The sequence below is a fragment of the Actinocrispum wychmicini genome, from assembly GCF_004345645.1.
GTDB classification, from domain to species: domain Bacteria; phylum Actinomycetota; class Actinomycetes; order Mycobacteriales; family Pseudonocardiaceae; genus Kibdelosporangium; species Kibdelosporangium wychmicini.
Genome location: NZ_SLWS01000002.1, coordinates 196,014 through 219,575 on the forward strand (window position 1 = coordinate 196,014; position 23,562 = coordinate 219,575).

Annotated in this window: 20 protein-coding genes; 7 read left to right on the forward strand and 13 right to left on the reverse strand. The window is 69.5% G+C overall.

The window, feature by feature from the left end; translation table 11 throughout:
* Positions 1 to 44: 44 nt before the first annotated feature.
* Entirely contained in the window at positions 45 to 1,622 is a 1,578-nt protein-coding gene (gene leuA / locus EV192_RS09505; protein WP_132115227.1) for a 2-isopropylmalate synthase, read from the forward strand.
* A 54-nt stretch (positions 1,623 to 1,676) separates the two neighbouring features.
* Here leuA and EV192_RS09510 read toward each other — a convergent pair whose 3' ends face one another.
* The 8 genes from EV192_RS09510 to EV192_RS09545 are packed head-to-tail and all read right to left on the reverse strand — an operon-like array spanning position 1,677 to position 10,718.
* Entirely contained in the window at positions 1,677 to 3,296 is a 1,620-nt protein-coding gene (locus EV192_RS09510) for an FAD-dependent monooxygenase (RefSeq protein WP_165960313.1), read from the reverse strand.
* Between the two features lie 2 nt (positions 3,297 to 3,298).
* Complete coding sequence (locus EV192_RS09515; protein ID WP_132113500.1) at positions 3,299 to 4,339, reverse strand: ketoacyl-ACP synthase III family protein; 1,041 nt, start codon at positions 4,337 to 4,339, stop codon at positions 3,299 to 3,301.
* 1 nt (position 4,340) lies between these two features.
* Positions 4,341 to 4,598 (reverse strand): acyl carrier protein, encoded by a 258-nt coding sequence (locus EV192_RS09520; RefSeq protein ID WP_132113502.1) that lies wholly within the window; start codon positions 4,596 to 4,598, stop codon positions 4,341 to 4,343.
* Positions 4,598 to 5,836 carry a ketosynthase chain-length factor gene (locus EV192_RS09525; protein WP_132113504.1) on the reverse strand — a complete coding sequence of 413 codons (1,239 nt, stop codon included), beginning with the start codon at positions 5,834 to 5,836 and terminating at the stop codon, positions 4,598 to 4,600. Before EV192_RS09525 ends, EV192_RS09520 begins: the two co-directional genes overlap by 1 nt.
* The gene (locus EV192_RS09530; RefSeq protein WP_132113506.1) at positions 5,833 to 7,113 is read right to left on the reverse strand and encodes a beta-ketoacyl-[acyl-carrier-protein] synthase family protein; all 1,281 of its coding nucleotides are present in this window, start codon (positions 7,111 to 7,113) and stop codon (positions 5,833 to 5,835) included. The genes EV192_RS09525 and EV192_RS09530 overlap by 4 nt, the downstream gene beginning before the upstream one ends.
* Positions 7,110 to 8,204 (reverse strand): Gfo/Idh/MocA family protein, encoded by a 1,095-nt coding sequence (locus tag EV192_RS09535; protein WP_132113508.1) that lies wholly within the window; start codon positions 8,202 to 8,204, stop codon positions 7,110 to 7,112. Before EV192_RS09535 ends, EV192_RS09530 begins: the two co-directional genes overlap by 4 nt.
* Positions 8,201 to 9,679 (reverse strand): FAD-dependent oxidoreductase, encoded by a 1,479-nt coding sequence (locus EV192_RS09540; protein WP_132113510.1) that lies wholly within the window; start codon positions 9,677 to 9,679, stop codon positions 8,201 to 8,203. The genes EV192_RS09535 and EV192_RS09540 overlap by 4 nt, the downstream gene beginning before the upstream one ends.
* Positions 9,680 to 9,710: 31 nt before the next feature.
* On the reverse strand, positions 9,711 to 10,718 hold the full coding sequence (locus EV192_RS09545; protein ID WP_132113512.1) for a class I SAM-dependent methyltransferase: 1,008 nt from the start codon (positions 10,716 to 10,718) through the stop codon (positions 9,711 to 9,713).
* 137 nt (positions 10,719 to 10,855) lie between these two features.
* On the opposite strand from EV192_RS09545, the gene EV192_RS09550 reads away from it, so the two are divergent.
* From EV192_RS09550 to EV192_RS09570, 5 genes are read left to right on the forward strand one after another with little or no spacing between them, the layout of a single operon-like run.
* Positions 10,856 to 11,830 carry an acyltransferase domain-containing protein gene (locus EV192_RS09550; protein WP_132113514.1) on the forward strand — a complete coding sequence of 325 codons (975 nt, stop codon included), beginning with the start codon at positions 10,856 to 10,858 and terminating at the stop codon, positions 11,828 to 11,830.
* 22 nt (positions 11,831 to 11,852) lie between these two features.
* Positions 11,853 to 13,373 carry an FAD-dependent monooxygenase gene (locus EV192_RS09555; RefSeq protein ID WP_132113516.1) on the forward strand — a complete coding sequence of 507 codons (1,521 nt, stop codon included), beginning with the start codon at positions 11,853 to 11,855 and terminating at the stop codon, positions 13,371 to 13,373.
* Positions 13,370 to 14,776 carry an NDP-hexose 2,3-dehydratase family protein gene (locus EV192_RS09560; protein WP_132113518.1) on the forward strand — a complete coding sequence of 469 codons (1,407 nt, stop codon included), beginning with the start codon at positions 13,370 to 13,372 and terminating at the stop codon, positions 14,774 to 14,776. The genes EV192_RS09555 and EV192_RS09560 overlap by 4 nt, the downstream gene beginning before the upstream one ends.
* A 28-nt stretch (positions 14,777 to 14,804) precedes the next feature.
* Positions 14,805 to 16,052, forward strand: coding sequence for a nucleotide disphospho-sugar-binding domain-containing protein (locus tag EV192_RS09565; protein WP_132113520.1), 1,248 nt, complete (start codon positions 14,805 to 14,807; stop codon positions 16,050 to 16,052).
* Complete coding sequence (locus EV192_RS09570) at positions 16,049 to 17,311, forward strand: DUF6365 family protein (protein ID WP_132113522.1); 1,263 nt, start codon at positions 16,049 to 16,051, stop codon at positions 17,309 to 17,311. Before EV192_RS09565 ends, EV192_RS09570 begins: the two co-directional genes overlap by 4 nt.
* A 69-nt stretch (positions 17,312 to 17,380) precedes the next feature.
* On the opposite strand, the gene EV192_RS09575 is transcribed toward EV192_RS09570, so the two are convergent.
* The 4 genes from EV192_RS09575 to EV192_RS09590 are packed head-to-tail and all read right to left on the reverse strand — an operon-like array spanning position 17,381 to position 21,690.
* Entirely contained in the window at positions 17,381 to 18,451 is a 1,071-nt protein-coding gene (locus EV192_RS09575) for a methyltransferase (protein WP_165960314.1), read from the reverse strand.
* Between the two features lie 29 nt (positions 18,452 to 18,480).
* Positions 18,481 to 19,785: a lipopolysaccharide biosynthesis protein RfbH gene (gene rfbH, locus EV192_RS09580; protein WP_132113526.1), complete on the reverse strand. Its 1,305-nt coding sequence runs from the start codon at positions 19,783 to 19,785 to the stop codon at positions 18,481 to 18,483.
* Positions 19,778 to 20,767 carry a Gfo/Idh/MocA family protein gene (locus EV192_RS09585; RefSeq protein WP_132113528.1) on the reverse strand — a complete coding sequence of 330 codons (990 nt, stop codon included), beginning with the start codon at positions 20,765 to 20,767 and terminating at the stop codon, positions 19,778 to 19,780. Before EV192_RS09585 ends, rfbH begins: the two co-directional genes overlap by 8 nt.
* The gene (locus EV192_RS09590) at positions 20,767 to 21,690 is read right to left on the reverse strand and encodes an aromatase/cyclase (RefSeq protein WP_132113530.1); all 924 of its coding nucleotides are present in this window, start codon (positions 21,688 to 21,690) and stop codon (positions 20,767 to 20,769) included. Before EV192_RS09590 ends, EV192_RS09585 begins: the two co-directional genes overlap by 1 nt.
* A gap of 119 nt (positions 21,691 to 21,809) precedes the next feature.
* Between EV192_RS09590 and EV192_RS09595 the strand changes: the two genes are divergently transcribed.
* A complete protein-coding gene (locus EV192_RS09595; protein WP_132113532.1) occupies positions 21,810 to 22,775 on the forward strand; it encodes an aldo/keto reductase in 966 nt (321 codons plus the stop codon).
* Here EV192_RS09595 and EV192_RS09600 read toward each other — a convergent pair.
* Positions 22,770 to 23,549: a cyclase family protein gene (locus tag EV192_RS09600; RefSeq protein WP_132113534.1), complete on the reverse strand. Its 780-nt coding sequence runs from the start codon at positions 23,547 to 23,549 to the stop codon at positions 22,770 to 22,772. The genes EV192_RS09595 and EV192_RS09600 overlap by 6 nt on opposite strands.
* Positions 23,550 to 23,562: the final 13 nt, after the last annotated feature.

A 23,562-nucleotide genomic window follows, 5' to 3' on the forward strand; every position in this document is an offset into this window, starting at 1 on the left:
ACAAGGAGGCTCCCGTGTCGTTCCCACTCCAGCAACCGTCCCGCATGCCATACCAGCGGTACCAGGCGTTTCCCCCGGTTGACCTGCCCGACCGGACCTGGCCGGCCAAGGTGGTCGACCGGGCACCCCGCTGGTGCGCGGTGGATCTGCGGGACGGCAACCAGGCGCTGATCGACCCGATGGACGGGCAGCGCAAGTGGATGATGTTCGATCTGCTCGTTCAGATGGGCTACAAGGAGATCGAGGTCGGGTTCCCGGCCGCGTCACAGACCGACTACGACTTCGTCCGTGGCATCATCGAGGGCGATCTGGTCCCGGACGACGTCGTCATCCAGGTGCTGACCCAGTCCCGGCCGGAACAGATCGAGCGGACGTTCGACGCCATCAAAGGGGCCCGGCGGGCAACGGTCCACTTGTACAACTCGACATCGACGCTGCAGCGGCGGGTGGTTTTCGCCCAGAGCCGCAGCCAGATCGCCGCGCTGGCGGTGGCAGGTGCCCAACAGTGCGTCAGGCTGGCCGAGCGGGCCAGCGGCGAAGTGCACTTCCAGTATTCGCCCGAGTCGTTCACCGGCACGGAACTGGACTTCGCCGCGGAGATCTGCAATGCGGTGATCGGTGTATGGCAGCCGGGTCCCGGGCGCGAGATGATCGTGAACCTGCCCGCCACCGTGGAGATGTCCACCCCGAACATCTATGCCGACCAGATCGAGTGGATGTCCCGACGGCTCGACCACCGGGAGTCGCTGGTGCTCTCCCTGCACCCGCACAACGACCGGGGCACCGCCGTCGCGGCAGCCGAGTTGGGCTATCTGGCCGGCGCGGACCGGATCGAGGGCTGCCTGTTCGGCAACGGCGAGCGGACCGGCAACGTCTGTCTGGTCACTCTCGGGCTGAACCTGTTCTCCCAGGGCATCGACCCGCAAGTCGACTTCTCCGGCATTGACGAGATCCGCCGGATCACCGAGCACTGCAACGAACTTCCGGTGCATCCTCGCCATCCCTACGGCGGCGACCTGGTGTACACGTCGTTCAGCGGGTCGCATCAGGACGCCATCAACAAGGGACTCAAGGCGATCGAGGCACTCGACGACACCACCAAGTGGCAGGTGCCGTACCTGCCGATCGATCCGAAGGACGTCGGCCGCACGTATGAGGCCGTTGTCCGGGTGAACTCCCAGTCCGGCAAGGGCGGCATCGCCTACCTGATGCGTTCCCGCCATGGCATGCACCTGCCACGCCGCCTGCAGATCGAGTTCTCCCGGGTGGTCCAGGACCACACCGACACCGGCGGCGGCGAGGTGACCCCGGCACAGCTGTGGGACATCTTCTCGACGGAGTACCTGGCGGTACCGGCCACACCTGGGATCCCGGCGGACGAGGAGTTCCGGGACACCGCCGATCCCGTCGCGGCCTTCGTTGGCGCACTGTGTTCTGCCGGCTTCCGGGTGCGCATTCTTGATCAGCAGCAACACGGTCGCGACGCAGGCCAGGTCGTGGCATACGTCGAGTGCGCGGTGGCCGAATGTGTCCTGTGGGGAGTCGGGATCGCGCAGGACGTGACCGCGGCGACTCTTTCCGCGATCGTCTCCGCGATCAACCGCGACCACCGCCAGTCCTGACAGCGCTGGGTGGCCTGCCGGAATCCGTCGGCAGGCCACCCAGCGTCGGGGTTCTCAGCTGCGGTCAAGGATGGTGCGCAGGGTGTCGTGGAGGGTCTGTTCGGGGATGGGTGACCGGCCGGTGGACCGCCACGCCACGAACCCGTCCGGACGCACGAGCACAGCGCCCTCCGCGCTGATCCCTGCCGCCTGCCGCCAGTTCCCGTCCAGGTCGACCAGAGGACAGCCCCGGCCGATCTGGTAGGCCTGGACCCGCATCCCGAGCCTGCGCCCCGCTTCGGCGGCCGCGTCGGCCCAGCGGTGTGCCGACGCACCACCCAGCAGCACGAAATCCCTGCCGCACAAGTCAAGCGTGCTGAGCCGTTCACCACGGCGAGCAAGCCGCACATGCGGCACCCGCCCACCCGGCGAACCGTCCACATTGGCCGCGAAGTCGGACAGGGACGCCAGCTCCCGGTGCGACTCGGCCACGGCACGCGACCGGTACCGGTAACCGGCGGAGACCACCTGCGGGTCGGCCATGCCGAGCTGTTCGCGTTCCGCCATGGATCCCGCGAGGTCCCAGTGCAAGCGGGGGTTGCGCTGGCACAGCATCGCCTGCTCGACGGTGAACCGGGCGACCGGCAGCCGCTCCTGCTCGTAGCTGTCCAGCAGACCGGGACCGGCCATGCCGTTGATCACGGCCGCGAGCTTCCAGGCGATGTTGTGCGCGTCCGCGATGCCGGTGTTCAGGCCGTACGCACCCAGCGGCGGCATGACATGGGCGGCGTCCCCGGCGAGGAAGACCATGTCCTTGCGCATTGCTTCGGCAGAGAAGGCCGAAGGGACCCAAGGATTGCGGGCAAGCACCCGCACGTCGAGGCCGGGCCGGCCGATCGCGGTCCTGATCAGCTCGGCACACCGCTGCTCCGGATAGTCCGCCGGGCTCGCGGTATCCGGGTCGTAGGAGATGTTGAACACCCAGCGGTCGCTGTTGTTGATGGCGAGCAGCAGGCCTGGTGCGGCCGGAGTGCCGATCTCGCAGACCACGAACTCGTGCCCGCGGATCAGGTTGGCCAGATCCGCCTCGAAAAGCACGCTCAGCACCGCGCCGCCCAGCGGTCCAGGCCCGATCGTCCCAATGCCGAGCGACTCCCGCAGACCACTGGCCGCACCGTCGGCCGCCACCACGTAACGGGGGTGCACGACCTGTTCCCCGCCGGGCGAACGCAATGTGGCGACCCCGCCGTCAAAGCCGGCCAGTTCGGTCTCGAACTGCACCCGCGCGCCGGCTGCACGCGCCGCGTCCAGCAGGATCGGCTCCAGCCGGTCCTGCGGGCAGATGCCCGACACGTCCGCGGTCGGGCTGTGCTCGACCGTCACGGCCTGCTCGGACTGGCGTGGCCAGATCCGCTTCGCAGTGGCCAAGTCGGTCCCAGCGAGGGTGTCCACGATCAGCTTCCCGCCGGTACTCGCCATCGCGCTGCCCGCCGCCGCCACCGACTCGGCCAGCCCGGCCTCACGCAGGATCTCCCGGGTGCGCACGGCGAGGCCGGTGGCACGGGGGTAGATCGTGGTGCCGGGATGCCGCTCCGCGACCAGGGCCCGCACACCGTGGCGGCCCAGGAAAAGACCGGTGGCGAGCCCGACCGGACCAGCGCCGACGACCAGCACATCGATGTTCGTTTCGGACACGTTCAGCTCCCCCTTGCCCAGGTAGGTCGATCGATGATCCGGATGATCGCCGCCGACCAGGTGAATCCGGCGCCGACGCCGAGCAGCATCAGGTGGTCGCCCGGCCCGGCCCGGCCGGACGCCACCAGATGGTCCAGACCGGCGAACGGGTCACCGGCGCCGAGGTGCCCGACTGCCCGGCTGTAGTCCCAGGTGGTGCGCTCCTCGTCGATACCGAGCGGCCCGAGATAGCCGGTCCGCAGACGGCGGGATCCCAGGTGCGGCACCACGAACCAGTCGATGTCGGCCTGGGTGACCTCGGCCGCGGCCAACGCCTGCTTGACCACCTGCCGCAGGCTGGAGCGCACTCGCGCGGTGGCCATCGACGCGGTGTAGCCCGCCAGGAACGCGTTCTTGCAGGCGTCCAGGTCCACTGTGGACCGATGGCTGAACGGGGCGGCGCCGAAGGGATCGTCGCCCCGGTGCATCCCCTCCAGGTCCGGGGCGGACACCGAGGCGAGGGACAACAACCGGGCGAACCCCATGGTCCGGCCGAGCACCACGGCCGTCCCGCCGTCGGCGTACACCGTTCCCGGATCACTCCGGAACCGGTCGAATCCCGGCGGGCAGAACTTGTCCCCGGTGGTGATCAGCGCGGCCGAACGCGTGGTGTCGGCCAGCAGATAGGCACGAGCGAGCTCCAGCGCGGCCATACCGCCGTTGGACACCTGCCCGACGCTGATCGCCGGGCAGGTCGCCGTACTCATGGCCCGCCGCTGGACGTACGACGCGGGCGCCCAAAGGTCGTGTCCCTGATAGTAGAAACTCGCGTGCAGCAGCACATCGACGTCATCCGGTTGGACACCACCGCGCCGCATCGCGGACTCGGCGGCCCGCGCCGCCATCTCCGGTGCGTGCTCGGAACCGGCGATGGCGACCGACGAGACACCGGTCGCCATCGCGGTCCGCTGGTCGCACATTCCCGCGGCGATGGCGTCCTCGATGGACATCCGCTGCGGCAACCAGGTGGCGGACGCCACCACGTACAGCTCGTCACCGGCCATGTCACACGCCCTGGGCAAGGCGCCCGTTGACGTAGGCGACAAACTGCGCGGGCGTGGTGATGTCCGCGAGGTCCTCCTCGGGCAGCCGGATGTCGTAGTCCCGCTCCAGCCGGTTCGTGGTCTCCATCAAGGCGAGCGAGTCGTAGCCGAGATCGGTGAACGGCGTCTCCGCGACCATCTCGGTGAGCTCGACCCCCTCGTCCTCGCCCGCACACTCGCGCATGATCCTCATCAGGTCCGCCAACCTGACCTTCGCCATCACAGTTCTCCTTCGCTGTCAGTGCCCGCCGCGGGTGCCCGCACGACCAAGGCGGCGTTGAACCCGCCGGCGCCGCGGGCCAGTACCAGCGCGTGGCGACCGTTGCACGGTCTGGGCGTTTCGGTGACCACATCCAGGTCTGCGCACACGGATGCCGCGCTGATGTTGGGCGCAGGCGGCAGCAAGCGGTCGCGCAGAGCGAGCAGCGCGGTCGCAACGTCCAGGGGAGCGCCCCCCGAGAACAACCGTCCGACACCCGTCTTCGGCAAGGCGACCGGTACACCGTGCGGTCCGAAGATCTCGGTGATCGCTAGAGCCTCGATCGAGTCCAACTCGGCGACGCCCATCCCGTCGGCGAACACGACGTCCACATCGGACGGATCAATTCCCGCGTCGGCCATGGCCAGTGCGGCGCACCGCCGCAACCCGGGCGGCCGGGCGCTACCCGCCGGCGGGTCGAACGTCGAGGCGTAGCCGGCGATCTCGCCGTACTCGCCGGCACCGCGTTCCCTGGCCGCGTCCGCCTCCTCCACAACGAGGATCGCACCTCCCTCGCCGGGCACGTACCCGTTGGCACGGCCGGTGAACGGCACGTACGCCGCCTTGGGGTCGTGGCTGTGGCTGACCCGGCCGCCTGCCTCGTGCGCCACCCACGAGTACGGGCACAGCGAACTCTCCATCCCGCCGGTCAGCATGATCGTGCAGCCCTTGGCGATATTGCGCCTGGCCTGGGCGATGGCCTCAAGCCCGCCCGCCTGCTCGCCGACGAACACGCCGGTCGGGCCGCGCAGCCGCTGGCGGATGGAGATCTGACCGGAGTTCACCGCGTAGAACCACGCGAACGACATGTACACGCTCACGTGCTTCGGGCCGGCCCGCCACAGGTTCTGCAGTTCGCGCTGGCCGAACTCGAAGCCGCCGAACGTGCCCGCCGTGGTCACCCCGGCGGACAGCTCGTCGAACTCCCCGTCGATCTTCGCGTCGGCCATCGCCCAGTCAGCCGCGGTGAGCGCGAGCTGGGTCATCCGGTCCATCTGCGGCACGAGCCTGCCGGGCAGATGCCTGCCCGGGTCGAAGTACGGGATCTCGCCCGCGATCTTCGCCGGATACCTGCCCGGGTCCAGCCGGGTCACCTGGGCCAGCGCGCTGCTGCCGCGCAAGGTCGCCGCCCAGTACGAGTCGAGGCCGAGCCCCGTGGGCGCCAGCACACCTATGCCTGTCACAACCGCGCGTGTCATGCGGCAGCCTTGGTCAGTACGACGGCGCTCTGGAAGCCGCCGAAGCCGCTGCCGATGCTCAGCGCCGCGTCCAGCTGCTGTTCGCGGGCCACAAGCGGGACATAGTCCAGGTCCAGGTCCGGGTCCGGCTCGTGCAGGTTGGCCGTGGGCGGGATGATCCCGTGCTCGATGGCCAGTGCGGTCGCTGCGATCTCGATGCTGCCGACCGCGCCGAGGGAATGGCCGATCATGGACTTGATCGAGCTGACCGGCACCCGCAGCGCATGCGCGCCGAGGGCGCGTTTGATGGCCGCTGTCTCGTGCACGTCGTTCTGCCTGGTCGCCGTTCCGTGCGCGTTGACGTAGCCGATCTCCTCCGGGCGCAGCCCGGCCTCCCGCAACGCCGCCGACATCGCGGCGGCCATCTCGGCGCCGTCGGTGCGCAGCCCGGTCATGTGGTAGGCGTTGCTGCGTGCGCCAAATCCAGCGATCTCCGCGTAGACGTGCGCGTTCCTGCGGCGCGCGGCCCCCAACTCCTCAAGGATGAGCACAGCGCAGCCTTCGCCGAGGACGAACCCGTTGCGGGTGCGGTCGAACGGCCGCAACGCGTGCTCGGGGTCGTCGTTGCGCGGCGAGGTCGCCTTGATGGCGTCGAAACAGGCCACGGTGATCGGGGAGATCGGCGCGTCGGTCGCGCCGGCGATCACCACGTCGGCGCGACCCTCCCGGATGAGGTCACAGGCGTGGCCGACCGCGTCCAGCCCGGACGTGCACCCGGCGGACACCACACCGACCGGCCCTTCCGCGCCGAACCGCCAAGCCAGTTGCGCGGCCATGGAACTGGGCACGAAGTAGTCGGGCAGCCATGAGCCGTCCGGCGGACTGTCCAGCGTCCAAGTGCTGCCGCCACCGCTCAGGGCGACGTACTCCGACTCAAGTTTCATCGTGCAGCCGACCGCGGTGCCGAGGCTGACACCGGTCCGCTCGCCGATCAGCTGTTCGGATTCGAGACCGCTGTCGGCGAAGGCCTCGTCCGCCGCCACCAACGCGAACTGCGCGGCGCGGTCGAGGTGGGTGATCTCTTCCGTGGTGAGGCCGCAGACGGCCGGATCGAAGTCGCACTCGGCGGCGAGCTTCGACCGGAACGGAGCCGGATCGAACGAGCTGATCAGCCCGGTGGCCGACCGGCCGGCCACGATGCGATCCCAGAACGCCTTGCGACCCACCTCGCCGGGGGCCACAACGCCGATGCCGGTCACGGCGACCCGGCGGGTGTGCTGCGTCGTAGGCGGTGTCATGGAGAGCTCGCTTTCTTCAGATGCGTCCAGGTCCGGGTGCGGGCCGACGCCGCCGCCGCGTCCAGCACGACCTGGCCGCGGTGTCCGTCGGCGACAGTCGGGGCGGCCGTGGGCTTCTGGCCACCGAACACCGCGAGGATGTCCGCTGCCTCCCGCGCGGCCGCGTGGTCGCTGACCGCCATGAACTCCTGGAACGAGCCTGGCGTCGTACCGTTCAGGTCCGGTCCGTCGGCACGCACGACGCGGGGTGCGGCTCCGCCGGTCGTCAGCACCACCTCGGCCGGGCGGTCGGAGTCGTAGGTCAACGTGCCGCTGTCCCCAACCAGTTCGAGGCGGTGCTGGAAACGGCGGTACGGGCTGGGTGGCAGAACTCTGGTCAGCGCGAGGCTGACCGCGACGTCGTCCGCCGTCCGTGCGGAGACCACGCAGTCGTCCCAGTTGTCCACCGCACGCCTGCCGTTCCTGCCATCCGGACGGTCCGGAAAGACGGTGTGCGCGGTGGCTGTCACGTCAGTGATCTCTCCACCCAGCCATTCGGCGATGTCCACCGCGTGCGGGCCGAGATCACTGAGGACGCCGTACGCGTACTGCTGGGAGTCCGACCGCCAGTCCCAGGCGGCTTGGGCGTTCGCGGCGATGCAGCTCGCGCTGGTGTAGCGCAGGTGCCTGAGTCGTCCCAGCTCATCGGTCAGCCTCGCGGCCAGCCGGACCCCGGGATGCCAGCGCTGAGTGAATCCCACGATCGTGGGCACGTTCGCACACGCCGTCACCATCTCGGCGGTCTCAGTGCCGTTGCGGCCCAGCGGTTTCTCGCAGAACACCGGGACGCCCTGTGCCCCGGCCGCACGCACGGCGTCCACATGGGACGAGGGCGGCGAGACGATCAGCAGGCCGTCCGGCTCGGTCGCCTCCAGCATCGCGTGGATGTCAGTGAACGTCCGGCCGACCCCGAGATTGGCGGCCGCCGCCTGGGCACGGCCGGTGTCCCGGCCGCACAATGCGACCAGGTCCGCGCCCGGCACCGACCGCAGACCGGGCACCAGGTACTTCTGCGCCCACCAGCCATGGCCGAAAAGGACGATCCGGGTCATCGGACCGCCCCGGCAGCCGCCTGCACCACAGCCGGCTGCTCACCGAACCAGATGGCCAGCGCCTGGGGCAGGCCGGTCGCCGTCCCGTCCGCGGATGCCCACGCGATGTACCCGTCCGGACGAACGAGAATACTGTCGCCAGGAACACCGGGATCGGCCGCGATCACCGTCGTCACCACGTCCGCCCACGGCTTCGCCGCCGCGGCAACAGAACCGCCGGTGCGGTCGATCAGGACACTCCAGCCGTCCCGCAACGCCTCCACCAGCCGGACATCACCCAGGCCGGTGCCGACCGTGCGGTCCGTGGCGAATGTGCCGGTCAACGGATGGTCACCGCCGAAGTCGTATCGAGTCGCGACGCCGGTGACGAGCCTGGCCAGCTCGATGTTCAGCTCATCGAGCGAGAGCAGACCGGCGAACAACTCGCGCAGCGCACTCACGTCGTCGTCCGGCTTGAACAACGCCAGCTGGGCGCGGCTGTAGGCGAGAACCCAGGCCGCCTGCGGATAACGCTCGGCGTGATAGCTCTCCAGTAGCGAGGCGGGGCCACCGGATCGCACCTGGACGGCGAGTTTCCAGCCGAGGTTGACCGCGTCCTGCAGACCCAGGTTGAGACCGAGCCCGCCGTAGGGGAAGTGCACGTGTGCGGCGTCACCCGCCAGCACCACCCGGCCGCTGAGATACTGTTCGGCCAGCCGGGTCGTGTCGGCGAACCGGTTGAGCCACAAGGGATCCACGAACGGGATGTCCCGGCCGAGCACCCGGCGCACGGCGGCGGTGAACTCCTCGACCTCGACCGGGGCCTCCCGGTCGGTGTGGGCGCGGCCGAACTCGGTGACCACGATCCTGGCCTTGCCGCCAGGGCGGATGTTGACGTTGACGGTGCCAGCGGCGGTGCGTGTGATGCCTCGGCGTTCGGCGGTCACGTCCGGGATGGTGCAGTCGCACAGCATGGCGGCCACCGTCGCATCCGTGCCGGGGAAGGCGATGTCGGCCATGGCACGGACGGCGCTGCGGCCGCCGTCGCATCCGACGGCGTACGCGGCTCGTACGGTTCCCGCAGTGGTTTCCACCTCCACGCTGTCCGCGTGCTGAGTCAGGCCGGTAGCGGTGACGCCCCGCCGGATCTCGGCCCCCGCGTCCGTAGCCCGTTGTTCGAGCAGTCCTTCCAGGGCCGTCTGCGGGACGTTGACGAGATACGGGTGATCACTGTCCAATACGGACAGATCGAGCAGCGGCCACATCCCGGCGAACGGCATCTTCGGCCACGTCACGCCGGGCCGGAGCAACGGCTCCAGCAACCCCCGCCGGTCGAGCGTCTCTGCCGTGCGCGCGTGCAGGCCCCAGGCGCGCGAATGCGGCGAGCGCTCCGGCCGACGTTCCAGCACCACGGTCCGCACGTCACGCAAAGCGAGCTCGTATGCCAGCATCAGCCCGACCGGACCGCCGCCGACCACGACGACATCGGTGTCCATTGTAGATTCTTCGCCTCCTCTGGTCGTTGGGTCATGCACGGGTGGCCAGCACCACGCGCAACGGCAGCCCTTCCCGGGTGTGCACCCGGGGTTCGATGAACCCGGCTGCGCGCAGCATGTTCTGGTACGCCTGGGTGGAATGCAGCTCGCCGCCCGCCGTCCAAGCCAGCATCAGCAGTTCAAGCATGTGCGCGTGGTAGTCCACAGCCGGTGGGGCGTCGCCCGTGGTGAAACCGACGATCGCCACACGACCGCCCGGGCGGGTCACCGCGGCCACCCGCCGCAGCAGCACGGCACATCGCTGCGGCGAGAACTGCAGCAGCACGTTGGCGAGGACGGCCACGTCGTACGGTCCGCCGAGGTCCACGGTGAACGCGTCGCCAGGCACCTGGTGCACCCGGTCGGCCAGGCCGAGGCGCGCCGCGTGCTTGCCGCTGACCGCCAGGACATCCGGCCAGTCCACATCCCACACCTGCGCGCCGGGCCAGTGTCCGGCGAGCGTGAAGCCGAACGTGCCCGGGCCGGAGCCGACGTCAAGCACCCGCGGGCCCGCACCACCGCCGAGGTCCGGGTCCAGCACCTCGGCCAGGAACTGGGCACCTGGCACGGTCGCGAATGTCTGGTGGGTGGCGAAGTCGGCCCAGTAGGGGAAGTTCGCCTTCGCCGCGTCGAACCCGATGCCACCGCCCCGGATCCGGGCGGCGAGGTCGCGCATCGAGTCCCACTCCCAGGTGCTCGCCGCCACCTTGGCCACTCCCCCGGCGTACCGGTCACTCCCGCTGACCAACAGCGTGTCCACGCCGGGCGCGAGCCCGAACTGCTCGCCGGTCATCTCCAGCAGTCCGGTCGCGGTCAGCGCCCGCAGCAGCACCCGGGTCGCGCGCGGGTCGGTACGCAGCAACGCGGCCACGGTGTCCGGATCGGCGGATTCCTCGGCCAGCGCGTCGAAGACCCGTAGCTCGATCGCGGCCCGAAGCAGATAGGTCTGCTTGAACGCGGTCAGCATCTCCAGCAGCCGGCCCTGGGTCACTTCGGGCATGTCGCTCCTCTCTGCGGTGCGCGGTCAGGCCCAGAGTTTTGGGAAGGACGCTCGAGACCGCGTCGACACGTGCTGGAGCACCGGGTTTCCACCGGCACTCCAGTTCGGTTCGACCGGGACGGCCAAGGCTGCCGACCATGCGATCAGTCGCGTTGCTGCTGCCGGGCCAGGGCGCCCAATACGCGGGCATGAGCACCGATCTTTACGGCGAGGTGGAGGTCTTCACCACGGCGATGGACGAGGTGTTCGATGCTCTTGGCCCGGACGGGGACCAGCTGCGGGCGGACTGGTTGTCCGACAGCCCTTCGCTGCCGATCGACCATGTCATCAGATCACAGCCGTTGCTCTTCGCCATCGACTACGCGTACGGCACGCTGGTGCGCAGCTGGGGTGTGGAGCCGGCGGCGTTGCTGGGACACAGCATCGGCGAGATGGCGGCCGCCGTGCTGGCCGGGGTGTTCACCATCGGCGACGCGAGCCGTCTCGTGTGGACTCGGATGAGCGGCCTCGCCGACGCGGTTCCCGGCGGGATGATAGCCGTGGCACAGAGCGCGCAGAGCCTGGCCCCGTTGCTCGGCGGCCAGGTCGTGGTCGGTGCGGTCAACGCGCCTCGGCAGACCATCCTGGCCGGACCACGGCCCGAACTGGACAGTGTCGCCGCCGAACTGACAGCACGCGGGATCACCTGCCGGCCAGTCGCCTCGCTCACCCCGTTCCACAGTCCGGCACTGGCCGGATTCGTCGCCGCGGACCGCCGGCAGTTCGCGACCGTCCCCATGCGTGCCCCCGCGATGCCGATCTACTCCTGCTACACGGCCGCAGTGCTGCGCCCGGACCAAGCTGTCGACCCCGGTTACTGGGCCAGTCATCCGGTCGCGACGGTCCGGTTCTGGCCCGCGCTCGAGACGCTCCTCGCCTCCGGCGACTACCTGCTGCTGGAGGCCGGCCCGGGCCGGAGCCTGACCACGCTGGCCCGCAGGCATCCGGCCGTGCGCTCCGGGCGTAGCCAGGTGCTCGCCCTGACCCCGGATCCCCATCAGTCCCGTTCGGAGATCTTCACCATCGCCCAGGGGATTGCCAGTGGGACACACCCCCGGGAAGCCGTCACCTGACGGCGAACAGAGAGGTTGTGTGATGGATGTTCTCGTCGTGGGTGCTGGCCCGGTCGGTCTCGCCATGTCCTGCCTGCTCGCCCGGCGCGGGATCCGAGTGCGGCTGGTGGACGCCGCCACCGGGCCGGCCACGACCAGCAGGGCGATCGCCGTGCATCCCCGGACCCTGGAACTGTGCGACCAACTGGGCGTCCTACCGGACATGCTGACGCGCGGCCAGGTCATCAACGCGTTCACCCTGCACGCCAACGGTCGCAGGCTGGCCCGGTTGGACGCGGACTACAGCCGGATGCCCACCCGGCATCCGTTCACGTTGTGCATCGATCAGGTGCGTACCGAGCAGGTTCTGCGCGACACGGCCGCGCGGCACGGAGTCCAGGTCGAATGGGACACCCGGCTGGAGTCGCTCAGCCACGACGACGCCGCGGCGCATGTCGTCCTGCGGCGTGCGGGCGGTGCTGCCGAGAACCTGACGGTCCCTTGGCTGGTCGGGTGCGACGGCGGGCACAGCACGGTCCGCAAGGCGCTCGGCTTCGACTTGGTCGGAACGTCCAGCGAGACATGGATGATCGCGGACGCCCCGGTCGACGCGGACCTGCCGCGCAACAGCATCCACTGGGTCCGCAACCGGGGCCGCACGATGATGATGGTCCCGATGAGCACGCCCGGCCACTGGCGGCTGCTCGACACAGCCGTGGTGAGCAGACCGGACCCGGACCCGGCCGCCATGTTCAGTCGTGAGCTCTCCCGCGGGCTCGGCCGTGCCGTCCGCGTGCACGAGCCGACCTGGGTCTCCGTTTTCACCTTCCAGCAACGAATGGTCACCCGGTTGCGGGCCGGGCGGTGTTTCGTCGCGGGCGACGCCGCACACGTGCACAGCCCGGCATCCGGCCAGGGGCTCAACACCGGCCTGCAGGACGCGGTGAACCTCGCATGGAAGCTGGCCATGGTGATCGACGGCCGCTCGGCACCCGCCGTACTCGACACCTACGCGGACGAGCGGATCCCGGTCGGCCGCAACCTGCTCAAGTCCACCAGGACCGCGACTTCGCTGGTACAGCTGCGCAACGCGGCGGCCGGTGTCGCACTTCCCGTGGTGTTCACGATAGTGCGTGCGGTACCCGCACTCAGACGGAAGATCCAGCGCAAAGTACTGGGCGGCGTATCCGGGCTGAACCTGGCCTACGCGCCGGGCCCGTTGAGCCTGCCCACCGCACGACCGTGTCCCGGACCACAACCGGGACAACGTGTCACTCAGGCGACGCTGTCCGGGCCGCTGCTTGAGGGCACCTCCGGCTGGGTCCTGGTGCACGACGGCGGCGAGGCCCCCGAGGGCGACGACTGGCTGGACGTCCGCCCGGTCGAGGACAGTGCCATCCGTGCGCAACTGGGGCTGAGCACCGGTGACTGGCTGCTGATCCGGCCGGACGGGTACATCGCGGCACGCGGCTCGGGACTCACCCCGGGCACGGTCGGCGATCTGGGCGTCTTCACCACTCCAGGTCCCCGGCTGCAGGAGAAAGCGACTGAGGCGACAGCATGACGACACTGACCCCGCAGCCGGTTTCAGTCCGCGCAGAGGACATCGACCGGTTCACCCGCTCGGCTCTGACGAGCGAAGGCATTGTCCCGACACAGCAAGTCCATGCCTGGTTCGCCGAACGCCGGCGAGCCGCCACGCACGTGGTGCGACGCGTGCCTTTCTCCGCGCTCACCACATGGCAGGTCGATCAGGACACCGGCGACATCGCTCACCAGAGCGGCAAGTTCTTCACCATCGAGGGCCTGCGAGCCGTGCGCGCCGACGGGCAAGGCTGGACCCAGCCGGTCATCAACCAGCCGGAAGTCGGCATCCTCGGCATCCTGGCCAAGGAGTTCGACGGCGTACTGCACCTGCTCATGCAGGCCAAGATGGAGCCCGGCAACATCAACCTGGTCCAGTTGTCCCCCACCGTGCAGGCCACGTTCAGCAACTACACCCAGGTGCACGGCGGTACGCGCACCCGGCACCTCGACCACTTCCGGTTCCCTGGCGGTGGCACGCCACTGGTGGACGTCCTGCAGTCCGAGCAGGGCGCGTGGTTCTACCGCAAGCGCAACCGGAACATGGTCGTCGAAGCCGACGGCGAGGTCGAGCCGCACGAGGACTTCTGCTGGCTCACGCTCGGCCAGATCCGGGACCTGCTTCGGCTACCGCATGTCATCAACATGCCGGCCCGCTCGGTTCTCGGCTCAATCCCCTATCTCGCCACACCGCGGGGCGGCAACGGATTCCGCACCAGCCTGGGGGCGTCGCTCACCCCCGAGGACAACGGGCCACGCTCGCTGGCGGAGCTGATCGGCTGGCTCAACGACGCCAAACTCACCCGTGGGCTGGACGCCACGCTGATCCGCCTCAACGAGGTCACCGGCTGGCATCGCACGGACGACGAGATCTCCGACGACGGCGGCAGGCACTTCAGCGTCATCGGTGTCTCGGTATCGGCGAGCACCCGTGAAGTCACCGCCTGGCAGCAACCCATGCTCGCGCCGCGGGCGCCTGGCCTGGCCGCGTTCGTCACCCGCAACGTCGACGGCGTGCTGCGGATCCTGGTCCGCGCGTCGGCCGAGGCGGGGCTGTTCGACCGGGTGGAGATCGGCCCGACCGTGCAGTGCGTCCCCGGCAACCGGGACAAGGCCCCGGAGAGCCGGCCCGCGTTGCTGGACTACGTACGCGGCCCGTCGGCGCGCGTCCGGTTCGACGTGGTGCAGTCCGAGGAGGGCGGTCGCTTCTATCAGGCGCAAACGCGGTACCTCGTGGTGGAAGCCGGCGATGACCTGCCCGCGCCGCCCGGTGACGAGTTCACCTGGATGACCTTCGGCCAGCTGATGGCCTTCCAGGCCTTCGGCGGCCTGATCAACGTTCAGGCCCGCACCCTGATCACGTGCCTGAACGCCTTGTGGTGACCCGCCCTCCCGATCGGAGTGAGACGACATGCGTGTGCTGTTCACCGTTTCCGACTGGCCCGCGCACTATTTCGCGATGATGCCGCTCGGCTGGGCCCTGCAGGCCGCGGGCCACGAGGTCCGTGTCGCGTGTGCGCCCAACCAGGTGCACCACGTGTCACACGCGGGCCTGACGCCGGTGCCGATCGTGGCCGGCCGCGATCCGGTCTACATGCACCGGCTGCTGGAACTGCAGAAATTCCATAATGGACAGTGGCGGTCCGAGCACCTGCCATTGCATCCCGTCACCGGCGTGCCCCTGCACAGCGCGGACGAACTGGGCGACCTCGACGTGTACCTCGCCGAGGCGAAGTACGACATGGCCCGGAAGCTGCGGCAGAACATGGCGGACTGCGTCCAGTTCGCCGAGCGGTGGCGGCCCGACGTGGTCATGCATGACATCGCGAGCCTGCACGGGATTGTGGTGTCCGCGGTCATCGGCGTGCCGGATGTGCTGCACCTCTGGGGTCCGCTGGGCACGGCCGAGCCGAAGGGGGTGAACCTGCTTCCGGTCGACCGGGCGGGCATCCTGGCCGGGTATGGCATCGACACCGCCATCGCCGACCTCATCGACTACGTCATCGACCCGTGCCCGGACGACCTTGAGCCGCCGACACACGCCGTCCGCGTCCGCAGCAAGTTCGTCCCGTACAACGGGCCGGGCGCCATGCCACTGTGGGTGCTCGATCCGCCCGAACGCCGCCGGGTGTGCCTGGTGTGGGGCAACTCGCTGCGCGAGACCGTCGGCCCCACGTCGTTCATCGTGCCGGAGGTCATCGAGTCCCTGTCCGACTTGGACATCGAGCTGATGGTGCTGGTGAACCCGCAGGACGCCGAGCGGTTGGGCGACCTGCCCCCGAACGCCGTCGCGCCGGGCACTGTGCCGCTGCATCTGGTGCTGCCGTCGTGTGCCGCGGTGATCCACCACGGTGGCTGTGGCTGCATGATGACCGCGGTCGGCGCGGGCATTCCCCAGCTTTCCCTGCCGGTGACGCCCGATCTGGACGAGAACGCACTCCGGCTGGCCAAGACCGGCGCGGGCCTGTTCACCGACGGCCGGGACGTCGACACCTCGACGGTCCGTGCTCATGTGCTTGCCCTGCTTGACAATCCAGCGTACGGCCAGGCGGCGCGGCGGTTGCAACGCCAGGGCGCGCTACGGCCCTCCCCCGCCGAGGTCGTTGCCCAGCTGGAGAAGATCGCCGTCGCCGGGCGGCGCGAAAGGAGTACCGCATGAGACTGATGCAGTTCGTGCTGACCCCGTCGGGCACCGGTGAGGCTGTCATCGCTTTGTCCCTCGCCGAGCAGTTGAAGCCGATGGGCTTCGAGCACCACTTCGTGATCTTGCCTGGGATGGAGGGCATGTTCCGGACCGCCGGGCATCCCTGTACTGTCCTGCGGCCGGAGATGGGACCGGCGGTCCGGGACGTCATCCACGAGGCCGTGGTGACCCACCGGCCGGACGCCTTCGTCCTCACTGACTACTTCACTTTCTGGGTGGTGCTGGAAAAGAACTTCGGCATCGACCCGTGGTTCGTCAAGGACTACGGCGTTCCGCTGCTGCCCGTGGACACCTGGGAATGGCGGCAGACGGACTTCGCGATGGACATGACTCCCGAGGACATCCGCCCGGTGAGCAAGGAGATCATCGGGATGCCCGCGCATCTGCGCCCGGTCCCGCTGACCCGGCCCCGGGCCGATCACGAGGCAGGTGAGTTCCCCTTCCGGCTGCGGGTCGGAGCCGACCGGCCCAGCGCGGCCGGCCGTCGAGCGGTCCGCGACGAACTTGGCATCCGCGGGGGCGACCGGCTGTTGTTCCTGCCCGCCTCGGCCTGGCAGCAGCGGCCGGTCCGGAACAAGGACCCACGGGTGCTGACCATCGCCGCCGAGGTGCCGAACCTGGTCACCCACTACCTGCGTCAACTGCCCGAGTCCACGCGATTCCTTGTCGTGGGCGATGTTCCGCCCGCGCTGCGATCCCTTCCCCCGGATCGCACGCACATCCTGCCGGTATGCCCGCCGGAGCGCTACTCGCAGCTGTTGTGTGCGTCCGACGCCGTGCTGGCCATGACTTTCCAGGCGGTGACGCTGATCAGGGCGATGTACGCCGGGATTCCCGGCATGGTCCTGACCAACAAGTACACCATCGCCGGGACGCGGGACGCGGAACAGGCCGGTGCCGAGTTCGGCGGGCTGACACCGGCGGTCCGGCAGTGGCTGGCCAAGGTCGGTGACATCTACCGGTTCCGGTTGTGGCCACTGTCGATGTACTCGCTGATGGAACCGGTGCTCCAGGACAACCCGTACCTGGCGGCGGTCGCCCACAGTGAACTGCTGGACGAGCGGGGCGTCGTCGACGGCCTGGCCGGACTGCTCAACGACCGGGCGGCGCGTGACCGGCTCGCCGAGGGCCGGGCCGGCTACCTGGCCGAAGTGGACAGTCTGGCCGACACGCCTGAGGTGGTCAGCGCGGCACTGAGGATGGCCTCGGGCTGATCCTCCGTTACAGCGGATGCTCGGCCCCGCGGTCCGGACCGCGGGGCCGAGCATTTGCTGTAGTGGAGGTCAGATCGCCATCGCCTCGATCAACTGTGACTCCACGCCGATCCAGGCGGGCACGATGGGCACCAGTCGGGTCTGCCGGAAACCCGCCTCGCTCAACAACTTCGAATACTCCGGCAAGGTCCGCTCCCGGCCGCCGTTGAGCAGCATGTTCAGGTCGCCCATGGCGGCCAGCCGGGATGCCAGCGAACCACTGAGGGTGTCCGGCATGACCGACTCGGCGATCAGCAGCCGGTGACCGGGCGTCATGGCCTGCCGGCAGCGAGCGAGGATCTGCGTGGCCTGCTCGTCGTCCCAGTCGTGCAACACGTTCTTGAGCAGGTAGAGATCACCCCCGGCGGGAACGTGCTGGAAGAAGTCGCCGCCCACCGCGGTCAGGCGCTCTCCGACGCCCTGCGCCGCGAACTGCTGCGCGGCCCGCTCGGCCACTTCGGGCAGGTCGAACACGACACCGCTGATATCCGGCAGTGCCTCGACCAGAGTGGCCAGCAACGTCCCGTGCCCGCCGCCCACATCGAAGACGGCCCGCACCCCGGCGAAGTCATAACCGTCCACAATGGCCTGCGCGGTGCTTCTGGTGAAGAACGTCATCGCCTGCTGGAACACCGCGGCGATCTCGGGCGGCATGTTGAACGGGTTGCCGCCGCCCGCTCCCGGCGACGCGGCCGGTGCGGGTTGCGGCGCCGATTGCTCGCCCGTGGCCGGACGCACCTTGTCGGCCAGCGCGGCCCACCGACGCTGGTGGTGCGGGCCCGCGTGCAGCAACGCCACCGCGAACAGCGACTCGACCCGGTCGGTACGCAGGTAGGCGCCCATGTCGGTGAGAGCGAACCGGCCTGGCGCGGACTCGGCGACAACGCCCTGCGCGACCAGGAAACGCAGCAGCCGCAACAGCACGTCCGGGACAGAGCCGGTCTTCTCGGCGAGGTCGGTGTACGACGTCTCGCCGTCGAAGGCGTCCGCGAGCCGCAGTTGCGCGACGGCATGCAGGGCCGCGGACACCGAGTGCGCGGTGATCAGCTCGAACAGTCGGGCGGCCGGTGCGTCACCGGTCGGCGGGCCGGCTGGGGGCATGGCAGCAGGAACCTCCGTGGAGTGGATGGTCATGACCGGTCGTGGGCGAACTGCCGGATCGAGGCGATCACGTAGTCGATCATCTCGTCGGTGAGACCTGGAAAAACACCGACCCAGAAGGTGCGCTCGGTGACGACATCGCTGTTGTCCAGGCTGCCCGACACCCGATAGCCCACGTTCGCGTACGCGGGCTGCCGGGTCAGGTTGCCCGCGAACAGCATCCGGGTGCCGATCCGGCGCGCCTCCAGGAAGTTCACGATCTCCGGCCGCGTGAACCCGGCGTCCGCGGCGACCGTGATGATGAACCCGAACCAGCTCGGGTCACTGCCAGGGGTGGCCGAGGGCAGGATCAGTCCGGGCACGCCGTCCAGGCCCTCCCGCAGCCGCCGCCAGTTGCGCCTGCGGCTCTCGCCGAACTCCGGCAGCCGCTGCAGCTGGGACAGGCCGAGAGAGGCGTGCAGGTCGGTCGACTTCAGGTTGTACCCGACATGGGAGAACACGTACTTGTGGTCGTACCCGGCCGGCAGGGCCGCGAACTGCTGCGTGTAGCGCTTTCCGCAGGTGTCGCACTGGCCTGGCTCGCACCAGCAGTCCCGGCCCCAGTCCCGCAACGACTCCACCACCCGCGCCAGTTTGACGCTGTCGGTGGTGACGCAGCCGCCTTCACCCATGGTGAGATGATGCGCCGGATAGAAGCTCACGGTGCTGAAATCGCCGAACGTCCCGGTCAGCTGGTCCTGATAGGTGGAGCCGACCGCGTCACAGTTGTCCTCGACGAAGAACAATCCGTTCGCCTTCGCGAGCTCGGCCACCTCGGCGACCGGAAACGGGTTGCCAAGCGCATGCGCGATCATGATCGCTCGGGTGCGCGGGGAGATGGCCTCGGCCACCCGCTCGGCAGTGGTGTTGTACGTGCCCAGTTCGATGTCCACGAAGACCGGGATCATCTGGTTCTGCACGATGGGGTTCACCGTCGTCGGGAACCCGGCCGCGACCGTGATCACCTCGTCCCCCGGTTTCAGCCGGGCGTCGCCCAGTTCGGCCTGGGTGAGCGCGGTCAGCGCCAGCAGGTTGGCCGAGGATCCCGAGTTGGTCAGGTGCACCTTCCGGCGGTGCAGGGTCTTCGACAGCCGCCGCTCGAAGGTGGTCGCGCTGACGCCCGCGGCGATGCGCAGGTTCAGCGCGGCCTCGACCAGTGCGGCCCGGTCGTCCTCGTCCAGCGCGGCGCCCGACGGCATGACCAGCGTCTCGCCGGGCACGAACCGCCGCTCCTGCTCCCGGTCCCGGTGCAGCTTGCGGACCAGCTCAAGGATCAGGTCCTGGCCGTCACTCATCGCTTCCTCCCGGCAGTGCCACCACAGCGTCGCGCACCCGTTGCATCAGGTCGGCCAGCCGCAGGACCTCCTCGCCCTGCAGGTCGCCCTCGCGGCCGGTGCGCACGGCACGGACGAAAGTCGTGAGCACGTTGCCGAACTGGTCGTCCGGCGGCAGCGTGCGCCATTCCCGGCGGTCCTGCTGCTCGATCCGGATCACCGGGGCATGGCTCGCCGGCGGGGTGTACGCCCACTCCACGACGATCCGCCCGCTGCTGCCCCACAGCTCGTACGCCGACCGGTAGCCATGCTCCATCCCCCACGTGAGGTGGGCCGGCGTGCCGTCCGGACCGACGAGCAGCGCCGATCCGGACAGGTCGACGCCCAGCCGCCGGTCGCGGCGTGCCGTGGCCCCCACGACCTGGACGCCATCGCCGAGGTAGAGCAGAGCTGTCCGGACGGGGTAGACGCCGATCTCGGTGAGGGCGCCGCCGCCGACCGGGTGGTAGCGCATGTCCGTCGGCGGTCTGGGCGGGAACCCGAAGTCCGCGGTCAGTCCGCGGATCTCGCCGATCGTCCCGGCCCCGACGAGCTCGCGAACGGTGTGGTGCTGGGAATGCCGGGTGAACATCAGGCTTTCCATCAGCGTCAGGTCGAGTTGCTGGGCGAGCTTGACCAGCCGCTCGGTCTCGGCGAAGCAACCGGCCAACGGCTTCTCGCACAGCACGTGCAGACCTGCCCGCAGCGCGTGCTCCACCCACTCGGCGTGCAGCATCACCGGCAGTGGCACGTAGACGGCCTCGATGTCGTCGCGGGCAAGCAGTTCGTCGTATCCGGTGACCGGCTCGCAGGCGAACCGCGCGGCGAACCGCTCAGCCTTCGCGCGGTCCCTGCTGGCCACGGCCACAAGTTCGACGTCCGGGTGCGCGGCCATGCTTGCCAGCATTCGCCGCCACGCGATCGAGGCGCAGCCCAGAGTGGCCATCCGTACCGGGGCGGCCATCAGGTCACCAGGTCGCGGCGTCGGTTCAGGAACTCCTGGGCACTGCGCAGCGCACCCAGGTTGCGCTCGCCGCGCACCTCGGCGACGTGGTCCTTGGCCTGCTGGACGTCCCAGCCGCGCTTGGCGACGGCCTCGGGTTTGAGCAACTCGGTCTGCCCGGCCCTGGCCAGGACGCCGTCATTGGTCTGGGTGAAGCTGGTGTAGCCGTAGAGGGCCTGGTCGAGCGGGGGAAGCCCACCCATCTGCCGCCACACGATCCGATCCCCCGGCAGGCAGACCCGGGCCTGTTTGGTGGTGTGCACGGCGCCGCTGGGCACGCGCACCTGCATCTCGACGATCTGCAGGCCGGTCTGGTCCTCGCGGGTGTCCACCGACAAGCAGTGGGGGATGGTCTCCGGCCAGCGGTCGGTCCGGTAGAAGTAGTCGAAGACGTCGTCGAGGTCGCCATCGATGAGCAACTGGGCCTCGTAGAACACTTCCAGGTCGATCAGCTGCTGCCGCTGCTCGGCGACCTTCACCAGCTGGGCCAGCTGCCGCTCAGCGCCGTCGGACAGCATCTGCTGCGCGCCTGGCGGCTCACCGGCAGGCGTGAACTCATGCCGCAGCCGCACCTCGGTGCGGTCGTCGGAACTCGCCTTGAAGGACCATTCACCGCTCACCGCGGCCAGGCCCGGTGGCGGGGTCTCGTGCCGGAAGCCGATCCGGCCGGCCGCCGGGTCGAGCTCGCGGGCCACTTCGGACACTCGGATGGTGTCGCCGTCGACGATCCAGCGCCGGACCCGATCACCGTCGCGAGTGGACTCAAGAAGGGCGGTGTGCACCACGTTGCCGAAGAACCTGACAGCTTGGCTGATGTCGGCGACCAGGTCGTACACCTTGCTCGCGGACGCGGCGACCACCGCCGTGTGCACGGTTTCGGGCATGCGTCTGTCTCCTCTGCCCTGCACTTGCCGGGATAGGGAACTGTGTGACGTGACAGTCGCACCGTGCGCTCGAGGACGGCTCCAGACCGCCTCGACGGCGACGGCCGAGGCTTCGCCGCATGCAGAAACGACTACTGGGGCAAGGACTGACGGTCTCCGCGATCGGCTTCGGGACGCTGGCGCTGACCGGCGGCTACGGAGCGGCCGACGAACTGGAGTCGGCGGACACCATCCATGCCGCTCTGGACGCGGGCGTCACCATGATCGACACCGCGGGTTTCTACGCGGACGGAGCGGTCGAGCAACTGGTCGGCAAGTCGGTCGCGGGCCGCAGGGACCAGGTCGTGCTCGCCACCCGGGGCGGCGTCCGCGCCGCATCCACCGGTGGGCCACCGACCATTGTGGACGCGAGCCCGGCCGCGCTGCGGACCGCCTGCGACGACTCGTTGCGCCGGCTCGGCACCGACCGGATCGACCTGTACTACCTGGCGCGGGTGGACCCCAAGGTGCCGGTCGAGGACAGCACCGGGGCACTGGCCGAGCTTGTCGCGGCCGGTAAAGTACGGCACATCGGGCTGTCCGAGGCGCCGCCCGAGGACCTGCGCCGCGCCAGCGCGGTGCACCCGATCGCCGCGCTGGAAAGCGAGTACTCCTTGTGGGAGCGCCACATTGAGACAGCCGTCCTCCCGACGGCCCGCGAGCTCGGGGTGCCGCTTGTGGCCCATACCCCGCTCGGCAAGGGCATGCTGGCTGGCGCGGTGACCGGGCACGCGAGTCTCGGCCGCGGCGACCACCGCCGCAACCATCCCCGGTTCCAGGCCGGGAACCTGACGTACAACCGCGGCCTGGTCGACGAAGCGGCCGCCATCGCGGCCGACCTGGACATCACGGTGGCCCAGCTGGCGCTCGCCTGGCTACTGGGACGCGGCACGGACATTCTGCCGATTCCCGGCACCCGCCGCCGCGCCCATCTGGCCGCCAATGTGCGAGCCTGCGAGATCACCCTCGATCCGGTGCATACCGCGCGGCTCGACGAGATCTTCGCACCCGGCCGCGCCGCGGGCGACCGCCACCGGGCGTCATAGATCCAGCAGGGCGACCGCTCGCGCCCAGCCCGCCCCGGCCCTGGCCAGCTTGACCGGGAAGCAGGCGACGGTGAAGCCGGTGGGCGCGGGCAGTTGGTCCAAATTGGACAGTCGTTCGATCTGACAGTACTCCCGGTCCCGCCCGGCGAAGTGAGCAGGCCACAGACCGGCGCGGTCACCGGTGGCCTGCCATTGCTCGACGATAAAGGGAAACGGCGCGTCGAGGCTGAACGCGTCGGTCCCGATGACCTTCACTCCCTTGTCCAGCAACAGGTGCACGGCCGGTCCAGTCAGCCCGGCGAAGTCGGTGAAGTACTTCGGTGTGCCCACGTGCCGGTCAGCGCCGGTGCGCAGCAGCACAATGTCACCGGGGCTGATGTCGTGGCCGATCCGGTCGAGTTCGGCCGCGATGTCATCGCGGTCGATCAGGCCGGGACCGTCGCGGTACAGGTCGAGCAGCACGCCGGGAGCGAGAAACCAGTCGAGCGGCATCTGGTCGATGGTCCGGGGCGGGTCCGGAGAGTAGGACGCGGTGGAGCCGTAGTGGGCCGGAGCGTCCACATGGGTTCCTGTGTGGACGGTCAGAGTGAAGGTGTCGTTGTTGAGGAACTCACCGCCGGGCAACATCTCCGGGTCGAAGTCGATGCCAAGGTGCTCCCGCAACTCGGACGCCATGTGCCGGGCGCCCTCGGCCGGGCTCATCGGCTCGTGCCGCACCGGGTCCGGTTCCCAGAAGGTGGCGTCCACAGGGGACGACAGATCGATCAGACGCACCGAAACGACTCCT